The organism is Candidatus Poriferisodalis sp. (assembly GCF_965203655.1).
In the GTDB taxonomy this organism is placed as follows: domain Bacteria; phylum Actinomycetota; class Acidimicrobiia; order Acidimicrobiales; family Poriferisodalaceae; genus Poriferisodalis.
Genome location: NZ_CBDBDD010000008.1, coordinates 362294 through 380224 on the forward strand (window position 1 = coordinate 362294; position 17931 = coordinate 380224).

At 68.9% G+C, this 17931-nt stretch carries 20 protein-coding genes; 19 read left to right on the forward strand and 1 reads right to left on the reverse strand.

Annotation, left to right across the window (positions count from 1 at the left end; genetic code table 11):
* The first annotated feature begins 10 nt into the window (after positions 1–10).
* From ftsY to ACOGW9_RS10330, 8 genes are all read left to right on the forward strand, one after another.
* The gene (gene ftsY / locus ACOGW9_RS10295; protein ID WP_419910910.1) at positions 11–1243 is read left to right on the forward strand and encodes a signal recognition particle-docking protein FtsY; all 1233 of its coding nucleotides are present in this window, start codon (positions 11–13) and stop codon (positions 1241–1243) included.
* A gap of 3 nt (positions 1244–1246) precedes the next feature.
* A complete protein-coding gene (gene ffh, locus ACOGW9_RS10300; protein ID WP_419910912.1) occupies positions 1247–2704 on the forward strand; it encodes a signal recognition particle protein in 1458 nt (485 codons plus the stop codon).
* A gap of 188 nt (positions 2705–2892) precedes the next feature.
* The gene (gene rpsP, locus ACOGW9_RS10305; protein WP_419910914.1) at positions 2893–3348 is read left to right on the forward strand and encodes a 30S ribosomal protein S16; all 456 of its coding nucleotides are present in this window, start codon (positions 2893–2895) and stop codon (positions 3346–3348) included.
* Complete coding sequence (locus ACOGW9_RS10310) at positions 3345–3617, forward strand: KH domain-containing protein (protein ID WP_419910916.1); 273 nt, start codon at positions 3345–3347, stop codon at positions 3615–3617. The genes rpsP and ACOGW9_RS10310 overlap by 4 nt, the downstream gene beginning before the upstream one ends.
* Complete coding sequence (gene rimM, locus ACOGW9_RS10315) at positions 3583–4113, forward strand: ribosome maturation factor RimM (RefSeq protein WP_419911302.1); 531 nt, start codon at positions 3583–3585, stop codon at positions 4111–4113. The genes ACOGW9_RS10310 and rimM overlap by 35 nt, the downstream gene beginning before the upstream one ends.
* A complete protein-coding gene (gene trmD / locus ACOGW9_RS10320) occupies positions 4085–4879 on the forward strand; it encodes a tRNA (guanosine(37)-N1)-methyltransferase TrmD (RefSeq protein WP_419910918.1) in 795 nt (264 codons plus the stop codon). The genes rimM and trmD overlap by 29 nt, the downstream gene beginning before the upstream one ends.
* A gap of 99 nt (positions 4880–4978) precedes the next feature.
* On the forward strand, positions 4979–5323 hold the full coding sequence (rplS, locus tag ACOGW9_RS10325) for a 50S ribosomal protein L19 (protein ID WP_419910920.1): 345 nt from the start codon (positions 4979–4981) through the stop codon (positions 5321–5323).
* Positions 5324–5359: 36 nt separating this feature from the next.
* Positions 5360–5704 (forward strand): YraN family protein, encoded by a 345-nt coding sequence (locus tag ACOGW9_RS10330; protein ID WP_419910921.1) that lies wholly within the window; start codon positions 5360–5362, stop codon positions 5702–5704.
* A 60-nt stretch (positions 5705–5764) separates the two neighbouring features.
* On the opposite strand, the gene ACOGW9_RS10335 is transcribed toward ACOGW9_RS10330, so the two are convergent.
* The gene (locus ACOGW9_RS10335; protein ID WP_419910923.1) at positions 5765–5974 is read right to left on the reverse strand and encodes a hypothetical protein; all 210 of its coding nucleotides are present in this window, start codon (positions 5972–5974) and stop codon (positions 5765–5767) included.
* Between the two features lie 364 nt (positions 5975–6338).
* On the opposite strand from ACOGW9_RS10335, the gene ACOGW9_RS10340 reads away from it, so the two are divergent.
* From ACOGW9_RS10340 to ACOGW9_RS10390, 11 genes are all read left to right on the forward strand, one after another.
* The gene (locus ACOGW9_RS10340) at positions 6339–7856 is read left to right on the forward strand and encodes a YifB family Mg chelatase-like AAA ATPase (protein ID WP_419910925.1); all 1518 of its coding nucleotides are present in this window, start codon (positions 6339–6341) and stop codon (positions 7854–7856) included.
* Positions 7853–9025 (forward strand): DNA-processing protein DprA, encoded by a 1173-nt coding sequence (gene dprA, locus ACOGW9_RS10345; protein ID WP_419910927.1) that lies wholly within the window; start codon positions 7853–7855, stop codon positions 9023–9025. The genes ACOGW9_RS10340 and dprA overlap by 4 nt, the downstream gene beginning before the upstream one ends.
* 48 nt (positions 9026–9073) lie before the next feature.
* On the forward strand, positions 9074–9976 hold the full coding sequence (locus ACOGW9_RS10350) for a tyrosine-type recombinase/integrase (protein WP_419910929.1): 903 nt from the start codon (positions 9074–9076) through the stop codon (positions 9974–9976).
* A gap of 62 nt (positions 9977–10038) precedes the next feature.
* Positions 10039–10599: a murein hydrolase activator EnvC family protein gene (locus ACOGW9_RS10355; RefSeq protein ID WP_419910931.1), complete on the forward strand. Its 561-nt coding sequence runs from the start codon at positions 10039–10041 to the stop codon at positions 10597–10599.
* 161 nt (positions 10600–10760) lie between these two features.
* Complete coding sequence (rpsB, locus tag ACOGW9_RS10360) at positions 10761–11816, forward strand: 30S ribosomal protein S2 (RefSeq protein WP_419910933.1); 1056 nt, start codon at positions 10761–10763, stop codon at positions 11814–11816.
* A 1-nt stretch (position 11817) separates the two neighbouring features.
* Positions 11818–12624: a translation elongation factor Ts gene (gene tsf, locus ACOGW9_RS10365; RefSeq protein ID WP_419910935.1), complete on the forward strand. Its 807-nt coding sequence runs from the start codon at positions 11818–11820 to the stop codon at positions 12622–12624.
* 8 nt (positions 12625–12632) lie between these two features.
* Positions 12633–13427: a UMP kinase gene (pyrH, locus tag ACOGW9_RS10370; protein ID WP_419910937.1), complete on the forward strand. Its 795-nt coding sequence runs from the start codon at positions 12633–12635 to the stop codon at positions 13425–13427.
* Positions 13428–13467: 40 nt separating this feature from the next.
* A complete protein-coding gene (gene frr / locus ACOGW9_RS10375) occupies positions 13468–14061 on the forward strand; it encodes a ribosome recycling factor (RefSeq protein WP_419910939.1) in 594 nt (197 codons plus the stop codon).
* A gap of 20 nt (positions 14062–14081) precedes the next feature.
* Complete coding sequence (locus ACOGW9_RS10380; RefSeq protein ID WP_419910941.1) at positions 14082–15506, forward strand: phosphatidate cytidylyltransferase; 1425 nt, start codon at positions 14082–14084, stop codon at positions 15504–15506.
* A 4-nt stretch (positions 15507–15510) separates the two neighbouring features.
* Positions 15511–16665, forward strand: a complete 1155-nt coding sequence (dxr, locus tag ACOGW9_RS10385; RefSeq protein WP_419910943.1) for a 1-deoxy-D-xylulose-5-phosphate reductoisomerase — start codon at positions 15511–15513, stop codon at positions 16663–16665.
* Entirely contained in the window at positions 16662–17924 is a 1263-nt protein-coding gene (locus tag ACOGW9_RS10390) for a M50 family metallopeptidase (protein ID WP_419910945.1), read from the forward strand. The genes dxr and ACOGW9_RS10390 overlap by 4 nt, the downstream gene beginning before the upstream one ends.
* Positions 17925–17931 lie beyond the last annotated feature (7 nt).

The following is a 17931-nucleotide window of genomic DNA, read 5'->3' on the forward strand; positions in this document are numbered from 1 at the left end:
CTGCCCGCCAGTGAGCACCAGGGCGGTCGCCGGCGCAGGCGCCATCGTCATTTTCATCGGGGCGATTCTCCTCCTCGGGGGAAGCGACGACCTGCCCGACGGCTGGCGCATCGCCGTCATCGGTCTCGTGGTGGTGATGTTGGCGCTGATGACGGTGCCCTTGGCTCAGCGAAACAGGCAGCGCCGTGCCGTTTCGTCGAGCCCTCCAGAACAACCACGCCCGCAGCTTGCCGCCGAACCGCCGGCCACCGCGGCGACGGCACTCCACGAGACTGCTGACCCCCACCTCGCAGAGCCGGAGCGGGCACCGGTCACCTTCGCCTCGGGCCTGGCCTCGTCGCGCCGCACACTGCGGGATCGGCTCGCTTCCATCCGGGGCCGCACACCCGACGCCGAGACGTGGGAGAGCTTCGAAGAAGCGCTGCTCGGTGCCGATGTGGGCGTGGCGACCACGATGGCAACGCTGGATCGGCTGCGCAGCGCGGCTGCCGAAGCCGGCATCACCGAGGGGGGCGAACTGATGCGTGCGCTGGGCGACCAGATGCGCGAGACGCTCGATGCAGACCGATCGCTTGCCACTTCGGCGCCCGGCCGGGACGACGCAACGGCGGTGTGGCTGTTCGTAGGTGTCAACGGCGTGGGCAAGACCACCACGATCGGCAAGGTCGGTCACAGATTCTCATCGGCTGGCCGGCGTGTCGTCATGGCCGCGGGCGACACGTTCCGCGCCGCGGCTGCGTCCCAGCTGCAGACGTGGGCCGATCGTTGCGGCGCCGAACTCATCTCGGGCAGCTCGGGTGCAGACCCCAGCTCGGTGGTGCATGACGCCATCACCGCGGCCGCCGCACGAGGCGCCGATGTGGTGCTCGCCGATACCGCCGGCCGTCTGCAGACTCGAAAGAACCTGATGGACGAGCTCGCCAAGGTGCGCCGGGTGGCCGATCGAGAGCCCGGAGCGGTCGCCGAGACCCTTTTGGTGATCGACGCCACGACCGGCCAGAACGGCCTCAGCCAGGCGCGGGCCTTCGCCGAGGCCACCAACGTCACCGGTGTCGTGCTCACAAAGCTGGACGGCTCGGCCAAGGGCGGCATCGTCTTTGCCATCGAGGCCGAGCTGGGGCTTCCGGTGAAGCTCGTGGGCCTGGGCGAGCACGCGGAAGATCTCGTCGATTTCGACCCCGACAGCTATGTCGACGCGCTGCTGGGGGTCGCCGAAGAGCTGCAGCCCTCCGAGGGGGAATGATCGATGTTCGACACGCTGACTGACCGCCTTTCCGGGACGCTCCGGTCGCTACGCGGGCGCGGGCGGATGCGTCCCGCCGACGTCGACGAGGTGCTCGCAGAGATCCGCGTGGCGTTGCTCGAAGCCGACGTGAACGTTCGGGTCGTACGACGTTTCACCGAGCGGGTCCGCGAGCGCAGCATCGGCGGCGAGGTCACTGCCAGCCTGACTCCCGGCCAGCAGGTGACCAAGATCGTCAACGACGAACTCGTCGCCATCCTGGGCGGCAACCCGCTCAACTTCCAGTTCGCGCCGAAACCGCCCACGGTCGTGCTGTTGGCGGGGCTCCAAGGCTCGGGCAAGACGACGGCCGCAGCCAAGCTGGCCCAGTGGTGCAAGTCCCAGGGGCGCAACCCGCTGCTGGTGGGTGCCGACCTGCAGCGTCCCGCAGCCGTGGAGCAATTGCGGACGCTGGCTCACGGCATCGACACCGAGGTCTGGAGCGAGCCAGGCGACCCCGTGGCCTGCGCTGCAGGGGGGCTCGCACATGCCCGCCAGGCCGGGCGCGACGTGCTCATCGTGGACACTGCAGGTCGGCTGGCGATCGACGCCGAGCTCATGACCGAGGTGGCCCGCATCTCCGACGCGGTGGAGCCGCACTACACGTTCCTCGTCGTGGACTCGATGGTCGGCCAGGACGCCGTGTCGACTGCCGAGGCATTTCACGCCACGCTCGAGGTCGACGGCATCATCCTGACCAAGCTCGACGGCGATGCGCGCGGCGGAGCTGCGCTGTCGGTCGCCGAGGTGGTCGGCCGTCCCGTGGCGTTCGCGTCGGTCGGCGAGAAGATCGACGACTTCGAGCAGTTCCACCCCGACCGCATGGCCAGCCGGATTCTCGGCATGGGCGACGTGCTCACGCTCATCGAGAAGGCCGAGCAGGTCTACGAGGAGGCTGAAGCCGAAGCGGCCGCGCAGCGACTGGCCGAGGGCACCTTCACGCTCGACGATTTCGTGGACCAGCTCCGGCAGCTGCGCAAGATGGGCAACCTGCAGAGCATCGTGCAGATGATGCCGGGCATCTCCGATCAGGTCCGCGATGCCGAGATCGACGACGACCGGATCACTACCGCCGAGGCGATCGTGCTGTCGATGACGCCGGCCGAGCGAGTGTCGCCGGAGATCATCGATGCGTCCCGCCGAGCTCGCATCGCCGCGGGAAGCGGCACATCGTCGGCACAGGTCGGCAACCTGCTCAAGCAGTTCGCCCAGATGCGCAAGATGATGGGCGGGATGATGGGGCTGGGCTCCAAGCGACGGCCCGCGGGCCGCAAGGCGGCTCGCAAGCGCGGCCGGGGCGCGGGCCGCACTGGCGGCGGCGGACGGGTGTCGCCCAAGGGATCGGGGCCCAAGGCCGGCACAAAGCCGCTCAGCGACGCGATCGACTGGGACGCACTCGACCTGAAGCTGCCCGGTCGCTGAGCCGCCCCGGCACCATTGATTCGTGCCGTCGCGTCGGGGGCGACGGGCCAGCGTCCCGTTATCCTCATTCGTCGGCGCGGCGGCCCATCGGTGTGCCATACCAAGCCACACCCCAGGTGCCGGCTCGCCCGCCCCCACAGGCCCCCAACACAGGCCCCCAAACTCGTATTCACCTCACCGGGAGCAACATGGCCGTTCGTCTGCGCCTCAAGCGCACCGGCAAGAAGAAGCAGCCCAGCTACCGCGTCGTCGCCGTCGACAGCCGCAAGCCCCGCGACGGCCGCGTCCTGGAAGTCATCGGTACCTACGATCCGCGCCAAGAGCCCTCGGCGATCTCGATCGTCAACGAGCGTGCCGTCCATTGGCTCAGCCACGGGGCGCAGCCGAGCGAGACCGTCTCGAAGCTGCTGACGATCTCCGGTGCGTGGGACGACTTCCGCTCGGGATCCGATCCGCAGGCCGCGGTGGCCGACGCCGAGCCGTCGCCCGATGTTGCGCCGGCGGCCCCCGTGCCCGACTTGGTCCTCGACGCCCCCGCAGAGGGCGACGACCCCTCGCCAGCCGATCCCTCACCATCCGATACAGCGCCCGAGGGCGCAACGGCAGTCGATGCTGAGCCGCAAGACGACGGGGAGGACCGGTGACCACTGCAGAGACCGGCGCCGAAGCTGAGACCACTACTGCCGAAGAGGTGCTGCTGTATCTCATCGCCCAGCTCGTCGAGCATCCCGACCAAGTCGAGGTCGAGATTGCCGAGTCGGGATCCAAGCTGAGCCTGACCGCAACGGTGAGCTCCGAGGACATCGGCCGGGTCATCGGCAAGCGAGGACGCGTCGCCAATGCCATCCGCACGCTGGTGCGCGCTGCCGCCCATCGCGATGGCGTCGGGGTCGAAGTCGACTTCCGGGACTGACTCCGGCGCTCCGGAGGCTGAGCAGTCCGGACTGCTGGAAATCGCGACGATCGGTCGCGCACACGGAGTGCGGGGCGAGGTCGCCGTGTACCCGGTCACCAACCGCCTCGAGCGATTCGATGCCGGTTCGGTGCTCGTGACCACGGCGGGACCCAGAGCCGTCGCCCGTGCCCGCCCCGACGGCAATCGTTGGCTGGTCAGATTCGAAGGCATCGACGACCGGGATGCGGCAGCGGCGCTGACTGGCACGACCGTGTTCGCCGAGCCCCTCGCAGACCCCGACGAGCTGTGGGTGCATGAGCTATGCGGCGCCACGGTCGTCGATCAGCGGGGCGACGCTGCCGGTGTCGTGACCGCGGTGGTGGCGAATCCGGCGGCGGACCTGCTCGAATTGGACACGGGCCACCTGGTGCCGCTGACGTTTGTGGTGCGCTGCGAATCCGGCGTGGTCCACGTGGAGGTGCCCGATGGGCTCTTCGAGCTCGACCAGCGCTGAGGGCAGTTCCACAGCCGGGCACGGCATCGGCTTGCGCATCGACCTGTTCTCGATCTTCCCTGCCGAGCTTGACGCGATGTGCGATCTGAGCATTCTCGGACGGGCCCGCCAGCGCGGCCTGCTGGACATCCGCTGCTGGGACTTGCGTCTCGCGACCTCGGACGTCCACCGCACCGTCGACGACGCTCCCTTCGGGGGAGGGCCGGGCTTGGTGCTGATGCCCGAACCGGTCTTTGCGGCGGTCGAGGCAGTCTCGCCACCGCGGCCGCTGCTCCTGCTGGATGCCGGGGGTCGGCGCTTCGACCAGGCCATGGCTGCAGAGCTTGCGGCAACAGGAGGCTTCAGCCTCCTGTGCGGTCGCTACGAGGGCGTCGACGAGCGCATCCGCACCGATCTCGTGGACGGCTCGGTCTCGGTGGGCGATGTGGTGCTCGCCGGCGGCGAGTTCGCGGCGATGGTCGTGACCGAGGCCGTCGCGCGGCTGGTGCCGGGCGTGCTCGGCAATACCGCCTCGAGTTCTGATGAGAGCTTCTCCGGCGGACTGCTGGAATACCCGCACTGGACGCGCCCAGCGCAGTTCCGCGGCCTCGACGTGCCAGAGGTGCTGCGCAGCGGGGATCACGCACGCGTCGCCCGCTGGCGCCAGGCCATGGCGCTGGTCCGCACGGCACGTGAACGCCCGGATCTGCTGGCCGAGCGCGGCATCAGCGATCCCGACCGCGAGCTGCTCGCCGAATTCGGCCTCGAGATTCCCGAGACCGGCTAGTCCCGAGTGTCATCAGCGGCAAGCGCGATGCCGCATCGGGGGGCCAGACCATTAGCCTCCAAAGGCCGTCGCCACGCCGATCTCGGGAGTCGGGCCGCCATGGGAAGCACCGATCTAGTCGACCAGCCTCGCCTGCGCGATGACCATCCGGACTTCGGTCCCGGCGACACGGTCCGCGTTCACGTCCGTGTCGTGGAGGGCAACCGGCGGCGCACCCAGGTCTTCGAGGGATACGTGATCGCTCGCCAGTCCTCGGGCATCAGCGAGACGTTCACCGTGCGCAAGCTCAGCTTCGGGGTGGGCGTCGAGCGCACATTCCCCCTGCATGCGCCGACGATCGCCAAGATCGAGCGCGTAGCGGTCGGCGATGTGCGCCGGGCCAAGCTGTACTACCTGCGCGATCGCGTGGGCAAGGCGGCCCGGGTCCGCGAGAAGCGTTTCTAGAGATATCGCGCCGGCGCGGCAAGGTGCGGCGGCCCGGTGAGCGCTCAGCGTCAAGCGCTGGGGCGCTACGGAGAACGCTTGGTCGAGCGCTGGTATGCCGAACGCGGCTACCGCGTGCTCGAGCGCAACTGGCGCTGCGCCACGGGTGAGCTGGATCTCATCGTCACCGACGGGTCGCAGCTTGTGGTGTGCGAGGTGAAAACCCGCTCGAGCGGCCGCTTCGGCACGGGTTTCGAGGCGATCACGGCGCGCAAGCAGCAACAGGTTCGCCGCGTGGCTGCGGAATACCTGCGCCAGCGAGGAGGCTGGCGTGGTCCGATTCGCTGCGACGCCGCGTCCGTCATGGGCCGGACAGTCGAAGTCCTGACTGGGGCCTTCTGAGCGCTCTCTGAGAACCCTACGAGAGGCGCCGCGAAAATCGCTGCGCCGTTTCTCGGCTGCTCAGCCCACCGGCCGCCGACGGTCCCGCGCCGCCCAGCAGCCCCAATGCCAGTGGCGCCGCAGATCGACGGCGTCGAGCGGCACCGCCACCACGTGGCCCACGCCCACCTCGATCGTGTTGGCGCAGCCGCCGCAGGTGTAGAGCTTGGTTGCCTCGTAAGGCTGCACGCGACGCACTTCGAAGCCCGGCACCGGTTCCAGATCCCGCATCCGCAGCCCTAGCCGCTCAGCCCACCAACGCCCACACGACGAGCGCGACCGCGACGATTGTCGCGGCGGCAACGAGCACGTAGTCGATGCGCGTCGTGCGGTGCTTGCGGTAGGGGTCGTAGCCCACCACAGCAGTATCGCGGCACCGACGCGGTATCGGAGCTTGGGAGGCTCAAGAAAATCACTGGCCTGCGCTGGCGGTGCGTGATCTACCGTGGGCGTCGAGGTCGCCGTGGCAGCGGGGGCTCGCCCCGGCTGCCGCACGACTTGCTGCTGTGATCGTGGCCCCCTGGCGGGCCTCCTCGAAGAATCCGGACCGTGCTCGTCGTGAGCCGTGTCCGCTCTCAGTTGCTGGAGGAGGCTCATGCTGGCTACTGCAACGGCCGCGACGCTCGTCGGCGTGGACGGCCACGTTGTCACCGTCGAAGTGCACGTCACCGACGGTCTGCCCTCATTCACGATCGTCGGCCTGCCCGATGCCGCATGCCGCGAGGCGCGAGATCGGGTGCGTTCTGCCGTGCTGTCGTCGGGACTCGAATGGCCCCAGCGTCGTGTCACGGTGAACCTGGCACCGTCGGGTTTGCGCAAGGGCGGCGCGGGTCTGGACCTGGCGATAGCCGTCGCCTACCTGGCCGTCACCGATCAGGTACCGATCGACTCTCTCGACGGCAAGGCGTTCGTCGGCGAGCTGGGTCTGGATGGGGCGATACGGGCCGTGGTGGGAGTCGTCCCGCTGGTCGACGCGCTGCGCGACCGCGCCGTGGTGATCGCCCACGAGTCCCACCACGTCGCGCTTGCCGCGAATCCCCGCGAGGTCTGTACGGCCCAGAATCTGAGGCAGCTCGCAGCGGTGCTGGGCGGCAGGTCGTCATGGCCCGATCCGCCGCCCGATCCGCGCCGGCCAAGGCCCGTCGCGGTGCCCGATCTCGCAGATGTCGTCGGGCAACCGCTTGCGCGCCGGGCGATCGAGGTCGCCGCAGCAGGCGGTCACCACTTGCTGATGCTGGGGCCGCCCGGGGCCGGCAAGACCATGCTGGCCCGCCGCCTGGTGGGACTGCTGCCCGAGCTCAGCTCCGAGCGTGCCATGGAGGCGACACGGGTCCAATCGGCGGCCGGACTGCCGCTGCCGACGGGCCTCGCGACCCGACCGCTGCTTCGCAGCCCCCATCACACGGCGACCATGGCAGCGCTCATCGGCGGCGGCTCGCCGGCGGTGCGCCCCGGGGAGGTCTCCCTCGCCCATCGCGGGGTGCTGTTTCTGGACGAACTCGGCGAGTTCGCGCCGAGCGTGCTCGACGCGATGCGTCAGCCGCTCGAAGAAGGCTTGGTGCGGGTGAGCCGTGCGGCTGGCTCCTGCGAGTTTCCTGCCCGCTTCTTGCTGGTGGCCGCCATGAATCCGTGCCCGTGCGGGCAGGCGGGTCGGCCCAACGCCTGCCGCTGCTCCGACTACGTCAGGCAGCGTTACCTGCGGCGGCTGTCCGGGCCGCTGCTCGACCGCTTCGACCTCCGTGTGCAGGTACCGCGTCCCGAGCCCGATCAACTGCTTGACGGCACCGGCGGCGAGTCCACCGAGACGGTCGGTGCCCGGGTGGCTGCTGCACGTGATCGAGCCGCAGCCCGAGGAGTGGAGTCGAACGCCGAACTCTCGGGCCTCCAGCTCGAACGTCACGCCCCGCTCACCGCCTCCAGCCGCGACGAGCTGCGCAAGCGCCTACGGCAGGGACTGCTCAGCGGCCGCGGCCTCAAGCGAGTCCGTTGCGTCGCACTGACGCTGTGCGATCTCGCCGGCGATGAACCGCCGATCGACGCGGAGTGCCTGAACGAAGCGCTGACGCTGCGTGCGAGTGTCGGCAATCTGCACGTCCCCGCCGCGGCGAGATGACCGGCTTCGTGGACGCCATGCCGGCCGACGGCCACGCTGCAGCAGAACTCGGCGCCCTGGTTGAGCTGTGCTCGCTGCCTCGCATCGGTCCGGCGCGCTTGCATGTGTTGCTGCGCGACCGCAGCGCACTCGACGCGATCTCCGCCTTGCGCCGCGGAGACGCAGCGACACTGGCTGCGCTGGGTGCGTGCCGCGGCGTGGATCCGGCGCTGCTGTCGACGTGGCAGCAGCACGCTGCGACCGCGATGGCTGAGGCAGCGCGCGACGGGCGGCCGGTCGGCGCCGGACTGCTCGACGCGCATGCAGCCGCCGGTGTGTGGCTGCACGTGCCATGGTGCAACGGTGCCGCTGAGCTGTGGGCGACCGATCCCGAACCCCCAGCGGTGCTGTTCGGTCGTGGCGCGCCGGTCGATCTCGCCCTGCGGCGGGTCGGCATCGTGGGTACGCGCCGGTGCAGCGCATACGGCCGCACCGTTGCGCGCCTGCTCGGCGAGGGTCTCGCCGCGCACGGCGTTGCAGTCGTCTCGGGTCTGGCGACCGGCATCGACGGCATCGCCCAGCGAGCAGCGCTGGACGCGGGCGGTCCGGTCATCGGTGTTGTCGGCAGCGGGCTCGATTGCGTCTATCCCGCCGCGAACCGCGCCCTGTGGGTCGATGTCGGCGAGCACGGCACGCTGCTCAGCGAGTACCCGCTCGGCACGCACCCAGCGGCGTGGCAGTTCCCCGCACGCAACCGCATCGTGGCCGCACTGTGCGAGCTGCTCATCGTGGTCGAGTCCGGTCCATCGGGCGGCTCGATGTACACGGTCGAGGCCGCGGTCGAGCGCGGTCGCACTGTCATGGCTGTCCCCGGTCCGATCACCAGCAGCGCCTCGAGCGGCACGAATCGGCTGCTCGCCGAGGGGTGCGCTCCGGTGTGCGACACCGATGACGTGCTGCTGGCGCTGGGTGCAGCGGCGGGGGGCGCCGCTGCGGCTCCAATCGCATCGCTGCCTGACGATCCGCTCCAATGCGAGCTGCTGGATGAGCTCACTGCAGGCGGTCGTTCGGTCGACGAGTTGGCGCTGTGCGTCGAGGCATCACTCGCGGAGCTGGCCACGGCCCTCGGGAGGCTGCAGTTGTCGGGATGGGTCACCGAGACCGGTGGGTGGTGGGAGAAGTCTCGCTGATGTCGCCGCTCGGACCCTGCGCTGGGCGGCATCTGTACTGTGGTTCTGGTGGCGAATGCGCCCTTGGAGTGGCGGATCTCCGAATTCGTGCTGTCGCTGACGGCAGCGTCGGAGGCGACCAAGCGCGCTTACCGGACCGATGTGGCCCAGTTCGCCGCATGGGCCTCACGCGCCGGCCTCGACGCGCCCCGCGACGTCGACCGACGCTGGCTGCGGCGCTACGTCGCGTTCCTGTCGGTGCGCGGCCTGTCGCGGAGATCGGCAGCGCGCAAGGCCTCTGCGCTCCGGCGCTACTTCGGCTGGCTCGTACGCGACGGCGCAATCGGGCGCGATCCCTCAGTCGGGCTCGCCGCGCCCGCTGGCACCGGACGCCTTCCGCGGGTGCTCGGGGCGTCCGAGGTCTCCGGGATGCTCGGCGACGGCACGGTGCCCGACGACGCGACCGAGCTGCGCGATCGGCTAGTGCTCGAGCTGCTGTACGGCAGCGGGCTGCGGGTCGCCGAGCTGTGCCAGCTCGACCGTGGCGCCTACCGGGTGGGCGACCGGCACATCGAGGTGATCGGCAAGGGCGGCAGGCATCGGCGGGTTCCGCTCAGCGAACCGTCCATCGAGATGCTCGCCGCGTGGCGCAGCGGCGGCAGCGACGACTTCGACACGCAGCGTCTGCGCACCCCCGCCGATCGCGATCCTGCAGCACTGATCGTCAACTTGCGCGGCAAGCGGCTGGGGCCACGCGATGCGCAGCGGATCCTGGATCGCCATGCAGCACTGCCCACCCATCCGCACGCCCTGCGACACACCTATGCCACGCATCTGCTCGACGGCGGCGCCGATCTGCGGGTGGTGCAGGAGCTGCTTGGCCACCAGCGGCTCGCGACCACCCAGATCTATACGCACCTCAGCAAGGAACGCCTGCGGGAGGTCTACGAGTCGGCGCACCCGCGCGCCTGAAGGGTCCGGTCGCAGGGGCCTCGCTTGGCGTTCGGCGGCTTCGGCCGTACAAGGGCGCCGGCGTGCTGGGTGCATCGACGGCGCTCGTAGCTGTGTGCGTCGCGGTGCTGATTGCCGGCACTTCTGAGGCCCTAGCCCAAACCGGGCCATTGCCGACCTACATCTGGCCGGTGGACGGGACGGTCGTCGATCCCTTCCGACCCCCGTCGCACGCCTACGGACCGGGCAATCGCGGTCTCGAGTTCGCGACGCAGCGCGGAGCGCCGTTCTGGGCGGCGAGCGACGGCGTAGTCAGCTTCGCCGGTCCGGTCGGCGGACGACTGCACGTTACGGTCAGCCATCCCGACGGTCTGCGTGTCTCCTACTCCGGGGTCGCGACCGTCGAGGTCGAGCGGGGCGAACGGGTGCGGCGGGGCCAGCCGCTCGGAACGGTTTCGGACCGGCTCCATGTCGGGGTGCGCAGGGGAAGGGTCTACCTCGACCCAGCCCAGATCTTCGCAGGTGGCCCCGGCGCAGGCCTCCGCCCATCTGGTGGGCGCCCGAGGCTGGTGCGATCCGCAGACTCCGTGTACCGGCTGCAACTGCGCTGGCTACACTCCGGCGCTGGCATTGCGGTGCTGTGAGGTCCACACCTTCGGAGACCCTGTCTCGGAGAGCTCGGGCCACACCTTCGCCGCAGCGCAACGACCCAAATGGCTGATCAGCTGGGGCGACCCCACGGTCACCGCTGCCCGCAGCGGTGTCGACCCCGGTGCAGAAGCGCGAACCGTGGGGAGGAGCACCTATGTCCGCTGTCGTGACCATGTCCGACTTGCTCACCGCCGGAGTCCACTTCGGCCACCAGACCCGTCGATGGAATCCCAAGATGGAGCGCTTCCTGTGGGGCGAGCGCAACGGGATCTACATCATCGACCTGCGGCAGACGCTCGAGTTGCTGGAACAGGCCTATGGCTACGTGCGCGACACGGTGGCGGGAGGCGGCACGATCCTCTTTGTCGGCACCAAGCGCCAGGCGCAGTACCCGATCCAGCGCCACGCCAACGCCTGCGGCATGCCGTTCGTCAACCAGCGTTGGCTCGGCGGGATGCTCACCAACTTCCGCACCATCCGCGGCCGGGTCACCAAGATGCTTGAGTACGAGCGGATGCAGGCAGCCGGCGACTTCGACAACATGCCGAAGAAGGAAGCCCTCCTGCACATGCGCGAGCTCACCAAGCTGCAGCGCAACCTCAACGGCATCCGCAACATGGACAAGCTGCCCGATGCTGTATTCGTGCTCGATACGCCCAAGGAGCACATCGCCGTGGCCGAGGCGGTCAGGCTGAAGCTGCCGGTAGTCGCGGTGGCCGACTCGAACTCGGATCCCGACCCGATCAGCTATGTGATCCCCGGCAACGACGATGCCATCCGCTCGACCGAGCTGCTGTGCAGGGTCATGGCGGATGCGGCGCGGGAGGGCCGGTTCATGGCCGAGCGCAGCGGGGTGACGATGCCCTCGGCGGGGGAGCGCTCGCCCGAGGAAGAAGCGCGGATCGCAGCGCAGCAGGCCGAAGCACAGCGCGCGGCACTGGCTGAGGCTGCCGCACGAGAAGCTCGCATCGCAGCCGATCAGGCTGCCAAGGCGGCGGCCGCAGCAGCAGTGCCCGACATGAACTCGCCCGCGGCCCCTGCGGCATCCGCCGATGCCGCCAGCGCGGCCCCCGCTGCCGGCGATGCCGCCGCAACTGGCGAGACCGCCGCATCCGGCGACCCCGAGTCTGACGGTGCCGAGAGTGCCGCCGAGACTTCTGCGACGCCTGCCGAATCGACCGCATCAGCCGGATCAGAAGGAGCCGCCTGACATGGCAGCGTTCACTGCGAAGGACGTCCAAGCCCTGCGCAAGGCCACGGGCGCCGGGATGATGGATGCCAAGAACGCGTTGACACGCTGCGATGGCGATGCCGAGGCCGCGGCCCAGTGGCTGCGCGAGAACGGCATCGCCTCCTCCGCGGCGCGAGCAGATCGCGACAATAGCGATGGCGTCGTTGTGGCCCGTGTCGTCGAGCGCGGCAACGGCTCGGTGGGCGCGATCGTGGAGCTGCGCTGCGAAACGGATTTCGTGGCGAAGTCCGATGGATTCCAGGCCATGGCGGATCAGCTCCTTGACGCCGTGCTTGGCGACGGGCCGAATGCCGTCGCCGATTCCGCCGGAGCTATCGACGATCTCAAGATCACGCTCAAAGAGAACATCGCGGTCGGGGCCGTCGAACGCTACGAGGCTCCTGCAGGCTCCTGCATCGACGCCTACGTCCACCAGCAGAACGGCCGCGGCGTCAATGCCGTGCTCGTCGAGATCGATGGTGCCACGCCGGAGGTCGCTCACGATGTCGCACTGCACATCGCCAGCAGCAGACCGACCTACATCCAGCGCTCGGACGTGCCTGCAGACGTGCTGGACCGCGAGCGGGCCACGCTCGAAGCCCTGAGTCGCAACGAGGGCAAGCCCGAAGCTGCGCTCGGAAAGATCGTGGAAGGTCGCTTGGTGGGCTTCTTGCGTGAGCACACCCTGATGGAGCAGAAGTTCGTAAAGGACGAGAAGCGCACGATCGCCGATCTCGTCGGGGGGGCAAGCGTGACGCGCTTCGCTCAGATCGAGATCGGACGCTGAGCGCACCTATGGCCGCAGTCCGCTCAGACGTGCCGCCGGACGAGCAGGCTGGGCCCTTTGAGCCGCTGCGCCCTCGTCACCGCAAGCAGGCTGCATGGAGGCGGGTAGTGCTGAAGCTGTCGGGCGAAGCTCTCGCCGACAAGGGCGGAAACAACGTCAATTCGGCAGTTGTCGACCAGCTCGCGTCGGAGATATCCGATGTCTGGGTCTCCCTCGAAGTCGACATTGCGGTGGTCGTCGGGGGCGGCAATATCTGGCGTGGCATGGCGGGCTCGATCGGCGGCATGGACCGTGCCCAGTCCGACCACATGGGCATGCTGGCCACCGTCATCAATGCGCTGGCCCTCCAGGACGCACTCGAACGCCGTGATGTGCCGACTCGCGTCATGACGGCGATCGGGATGGCTCAGATCGCCGAGCCCTACATCCGCCGTCGCGCCGTCCGCCACCTCGAGAAGGGGCGCGTGGTGATCTTCGCGGCGGGCACCGGCAACCCGTTCTTCACGACCGATACCGCTGCGGCGCTCCGTGCCGCTGAAGTCGACGCCGATGTCGTGCTGAAGGGCACCCACTCAGGCATCGACGGCGTGTACACGGCAGACCCGCAGACTGATCCCGACGCCAAGCTCCTCGGCGAGGTCACGTTTCTCGAGGTGCTCTCCCAGGAGCTGGCAGTGATGGACTCAGCGGCCATCGCCGTCTGCAAGGACAACGCCACCCCCATTGTCGTTTTCGACTTGATGACGCAGGGCAACTTCCGCAGCGTCGTCGAAGGCGAGGCGCTGGGCACTCTGGTGCGGTAGGTCTGGCCTCGCAGACGCCGACGTGGGGTCCCGGTCCCGCGTGGGCGGGCGGGAGTACGCTGGTCAGGTGAGCGAATTCGCCGCCGAAATCTGCGCGGACGCTCGCCAGCGAATGGGCGCCGCCGTCGAGCACTCTCGTGCCAATTTTGCGACCGTCCGCACGGGCAGAGCGACGCCGGCACTGGTCGAGAAGCTCGCGGTCGACTACTACGGCGCGAACGTCCCCCTGCAGCAGCTCGCCGGTTTCTCCGTGCCCGAAGCGCGCATGCTGGTCATCCAGCCGTTCGACCGTGCGGCGCTGGACGCGATCTCCAAGGCGGTCATGGAGTCCGACCTGGGAATCAACCCGTCCAGCGACGGTCATGTTCTGCGGCTCGTGTTCCCCCCGCTGACCGAAGACCGGCGCAGGGATCTGGTACGAGTGGTGAAGCAGATGGCCGAAGACGGGCGTGTCGCGGTGCGCAATCTGCGTCGCAGTGCTCGTCATGATCTCGATACGCTCGAAAAGGAGAAGGAGATCTCCTCCGACCAGAAGCGCAGCTTCGAGAACGAGCTCGACGCTGATACCGCCAAGTTTGTGGGAGACATTGACCGGGCGTTGGACGCCAAGGAGCAGGAACTCCTCGAGGTTTGATCGAGCAGGTGTGGAGGTAGATGTCCGAGAGCAGCGAGCATCCGCCGAGAGAACCCGATGATGCTCCACACGATCCTGCTGCCGCCGACGAGACCTTGGGCTCGACGCGCCCGCTGGTGAACTTCGAGTCGGCAGGCGCCGATGCGCCAGGCCCTCCGGCTGGGTCCGATGCGCCTCCTGCGTCGGCCGCTGAGTCTGATGCGCCTCCTGCGTCGGCCGCTGAGCCAGAGCGACGCGGCGGCTCACGCTTGTTCCCGCAGTTGCCCGACGACCCGCGTCTTGCTCCCCAGGCCGCCGAGGCATCGCAGGAACCAGATCCGGATCAGGCTGGCTACGAGCCGCTGTTCGATCCGCCAGCCGCCGAGGCGACGCCACAGGCTCCGCAGCCATCGGTCGCGGCAGCCCCGTCTGAGATCCCCGAGATCGGCGGGTCCGAGGCCGCAACGCTGACGGAGGCTCCCTCGGAGTCCGGTGCGGCGACATCCGAACCTGACCGCTTCGCTGAATGGGCCCGGCTCGATGCATCCGCGTCGCATTGGCGCGAGGGAAGCCAAGACTATGAGGAGCGTGGAGTCGTGAGCGACGAAGCCCGAACTGTGTTGCACAACGGCCCGCAGAACGCGGGCCGCAGCGGCCGCAACCTGCCCGCAGCCATCGCCGTTGGCATTGCCCTGGCCGCCCTGTTCTTCGGCGCGCTCTGGCTCGGCGAAGCCGCCATTGTCGCGCTCATCGTTGTCGTGCTGGTGCTCGCCGCGGCGGAGTTCTACCGCGCAGCACGGCCCCTCGGATACCGGCCAGCGACCCTGGCCGGTCTCGTCGGCGTCGGCGGCCTGACGGTCGGGGTGCACCTGCGCGGCGTCGAGGCCTACCCAATCGTGCTCGCGACTGCCGCGGTGACGATCTTCTGCTGGTTCCTGCTCGGCATCGAGCGCGATCACCCCACCGCGAACCTCGCCATCACGGCGCTCGGGCTCCTGTGGATCGGCGGGCTGGGCTCGTTCGCCGCCTTGATGCTGCGTGAGCCGAACGGCGATTCCTTGCTGATCGCGGCCGTGATCGGCACCGTCGTCTATGACGTCGGCGGCTTCGTGGTCGGCCGTACCACTGGTCAGAGCCGCCTCGCGCCGCGCATCAGCCCCAACAAGACCCATGAAGGTCTCATCGGGGGCATCGTGCTGTCGGTCGTCGTGACGACGCTGGTGATGAACCGGTTCCCCGGCGTGTTCCCGTGGACCGAGAGCCTGCTCGACGCGCTGTGGCTGAGCCTTGCCGTCGCGCTCGCAGCGCCGCTGGGCGACCTTTCCCAGTCGCTGGTCAAGCGCGATGTCAACGTGAAGGACATGGGCAACCTGCTGCCCGGTCACGGGGGCGTCTTCGACCGCTTCGACGCGCTGCTGTTCGCATTGCCGGCGGCGTACTTCGTCGGCACATACGTCGTCGGCTAGTCCCGTGGGCGCGACGACCGTCGCGGTGCTCGGCTCGACGGGTTCGATCGGCACTCAGACGCTGGAGGTGGTGCGCGCGGAGCCTGATCGCTTCAGCGTCGCGGCGCTGGCCGCGCACAGCTCGGTGCGTGAGCTTGCTTCGCAAGCCGCGGAGTTCCGGCCCGCCGTCGTGGGCATCGGCGATCAGGAACTGGCCGCAGAACTCGCGTCGGCCGTTCCCGCCGGTATCGAGGTGGTGGCGGGCCCCGACGCCTTCGCCGCCCTCGCTGGTACGGCCGATGTTGTTGTGAATGGCGTCGTCGGATTTGCCGGCTTGGGCGTCACGCTCGAAGCGCTCGGCGCCGGACGGCGCTTGGCGCTGGCGAACAAGGAGAGCCTGATTGCCGCGGGGCCGCTCGTGCAGCCGCTGAGATCGCGGCCCGGCGCGGAGTTGATCCCGGTGGACAGCGAGCACAGCGCCGTGCACCAGTGCCTGGCGGGTGAGCCATCGCCGCCGGAGCGGCTGATTCTCACCGGCAGCGGCGGTCCATTCCGGGGCTGCAGCGCCGCCGAACTGCGCGAGGTCACCGTCGCCGACGCCCTGGCTCATCCCACCTGGTCGATGGGGCCGAAGATCACCGTCGATTCCTCGACGCTCATGAACAAGGGGCTCGAGGTCATCGAGGCACATGAGCTGTTCGGCGTGGACTACAGCCGTATTGACGTGCTCATCCAGCCCCAGTCGGTGATCCACTCGATGGTCACTTTCGGCGACGGCAGCACGGTCGCGCAGCTCTCCATGCCCGATATGCGCCTGCCGATCGGCTACGCGCTGGCCTACCCCGAGCGCATCAGCACGCCGTTCGGAGCGGTCGATTGGGCAGAGCTCGGCAGCCTCACCTTCGAGCTTCCCGACACCGGCACCTTCCGGTGCCTGGACTTGGCGTATGAGGCAGGCCGAGTCGGCGGCACTGCACCCGCGTGGCTGAACGGTGCCAATGAGTGCGCCGTCGGAGCATTCCTGGACGGACGTCTGCGCTGGCACGAGATTGCCAGCGTCATCGAGCACGCCATGGGACACCACGACGGTGCAGCCGCCGACAGCGTCGAGGCCGTGATTGCAGCCGACAGCGCCGGACGCCGTCATGCTGCTGATGCCGCGAAGCGGGCTGGCTCATGAAGGGCTACTCGACCGACGAGTTCGGATCCGAGGCGGCCCAGCACTCGACTGCGCAGAGTCCTGCAGTTCGCAGGCTCGGATGGATCGCGGCCCTTGTCGTGCTCGTTTACCTGGCCTGGCAGTGGCCCCTGGCTGTCGGCGCTGCAGCGGTCCTCGCCGGGGTGCTGCTGATGCACGAGCTGGGCCATTACGTCACCGCCCGCGCCGTCGGCATGAAGGTCACGGATTTCTTCTTGGGCTTCGGCCCGCGGCTGTGGAGCACGCGGCGAGGCGAGACGACCTACGGCCTGCGGGCCTTGCCGCTGGGTGCCTACGTGCGCATCATCGGCATGTCAAGCGCGGACGTGGTCGAGCCCACCGATGAGCGTCGTTCGTTCCGGGCGCAGAGCTACCCGCGCCGGCTGCTGGTGGTGTGTGCGGGGTCGCTCATGCACCTGTGCATGGCGCTGGTCGCATTCGGGCTGCTCCATTCAGTCGTAGGAGCACCCGATTACGGCTCGAACCGCTGGCAGGTTGCCGAGGTCATGAGCACGCGAGACGGTGTCGTCCTGCCCGCAAGTGCGGCTGGCGTCGAGGTGGGCGATCGCGTCGTGTCGGTCAATGGCGTCGCCACCGAGGATTGGAACGACTTCGTGTCGCAGATCCAGTCCCGACCCGGTGAACAGGTGCTGCTCGAGATCGAGCGTGACGGCGTCAACCGAAGCGTCGAGACCACGTTGGCGGCGAACCCCGAGACAGGAACGGGCTTGCTGGGCGTGCGCGCCGAGGCTGCGACCCTGTACGAGACCGCCCCGCTGCCTGCAGCGATCGGCCGGTCGTTTGCCGACCTCAGCACGTCGATTGCCAATTCGGTCACCGGCATCTGGATGCTGATCTCGAATTTCGACGACGTCGTCGATCGCATCCTGTCCCCGCCGGGCGACCCGTCGGCAAACGAGGATCTGAGCACTCGCCCGCTGTCGGTCTTCGGCATCGTGCAGGTGGGCTCCGACGCATCGTGGGGCTGGTCGGAGCGTTTCGCGTTGTTCGCGCTCGTCAATGTATTCGTGGGGGTCTTCAACATGATCCCGTTGCCGCCGTTCGACGGCGGCCATGCAGCGGTCGCCACCTACGAGCGCTGGCGCGAACGCGGCGGGCGTGCCCGCTACATGATCGACCCACGAGCACTGGCACCCCTCGCGATTGCCGTGGTGGCGCTGCTCACGTTCTTGGGGGTCGGCCTGCTGTATCTCGACATCGCCAACCCGATCAACCTGTGAGACGATC

Bases quoted from the DNA above. Each gene is read 5' to 3' on its own strand.
- rplS (WP_419910920.1), top strand. From the start codon at position 4,979: ATGGGAAGCACCGATCTAGTCGACCAGCCTCGCCTGCGCGATGACCAT.
- dprA (WP_419910927.1), top strand. From the start codon at position 7,853: ATGACCGGCTTCGTGGACGCCATGCCGGCCGACGGCCACGCTGCAGCA.
- tsf (WP_419910935.1), top strand. From the start codon at position 11,818: ATGGCAGCGTTCACTGCGAAGGACGTCCAAGCCCTGCGCAAGGCCACG.
- rpsP (WP_419910914.1), top strand. From the start codon at position 2,893: ATGGCCGTTCGTCTGCGCCTCAAGCGCACCGGCAAGAAGAAGCAGCCC.
- ACOGW9_RS10380 (WP_419910941.1), top strand. From the start codon at position 14,082: ATGTCCGAGAGCAGCGAGCATCCGCCGAGAGAACCCGATGATGCTCCA.
- pyrH (WP_419910937.1), top strand. From the start codon at position 12,633: ATGGCCGCAGTCCGCTCAGACGTGCCGCCGGACGAGCAGGCTGGGCCC.
- rpsB (WP_419910933.1), top strand. From the start codon at position 10,761: ATGTCCGCTGTCGTGACCATGTCCGACTTGCTCACCGCCGGAGTCCAC.
- ffh (WP_419910912.1), top strand. From the start codon at position 1,247: ATGTTCGACACGCTGACTGACCGCCTTTCCGGGACGCTCCGGTCGCTA.
- ACOGW9_RS10340 (WP_419910925.1), top strand. From the start codon at position 6,339: ATGCTGGCTACTGCAACGGCCGCGACGCTCGTCGGCGTGGACGGCCAC.
- trmD (WP_419910918.1), top strand. From the start codon at position 4,085: ATGGGCTCTTCGAGCTCGACCAGCGCTGAGGGCAGTTCCACAGCCGGG.
- ACOGW9_RS10335 (WP_419910923.1), bottom strand. From the start codon at position 5,974: ATGCGGGATCTGGAACCGGTGCCGGGCTTCGAAGTGCGTCGCGTGCAG.
- rimM (WP_419911302.1), top strand. From the start codon at position 3,583: ATGGCGTCGGGGTCGAAGTCGACTTCCGGGACTGACTCCGGCGCTCCG.
- ACOGW9_RS10390 (WP_419910945.1), top strand. From the start codon at position 16,662: ATGAAGGGCTACTCGACCGACGAGTTCGGATCCGAGGCGGCCCAGCAC.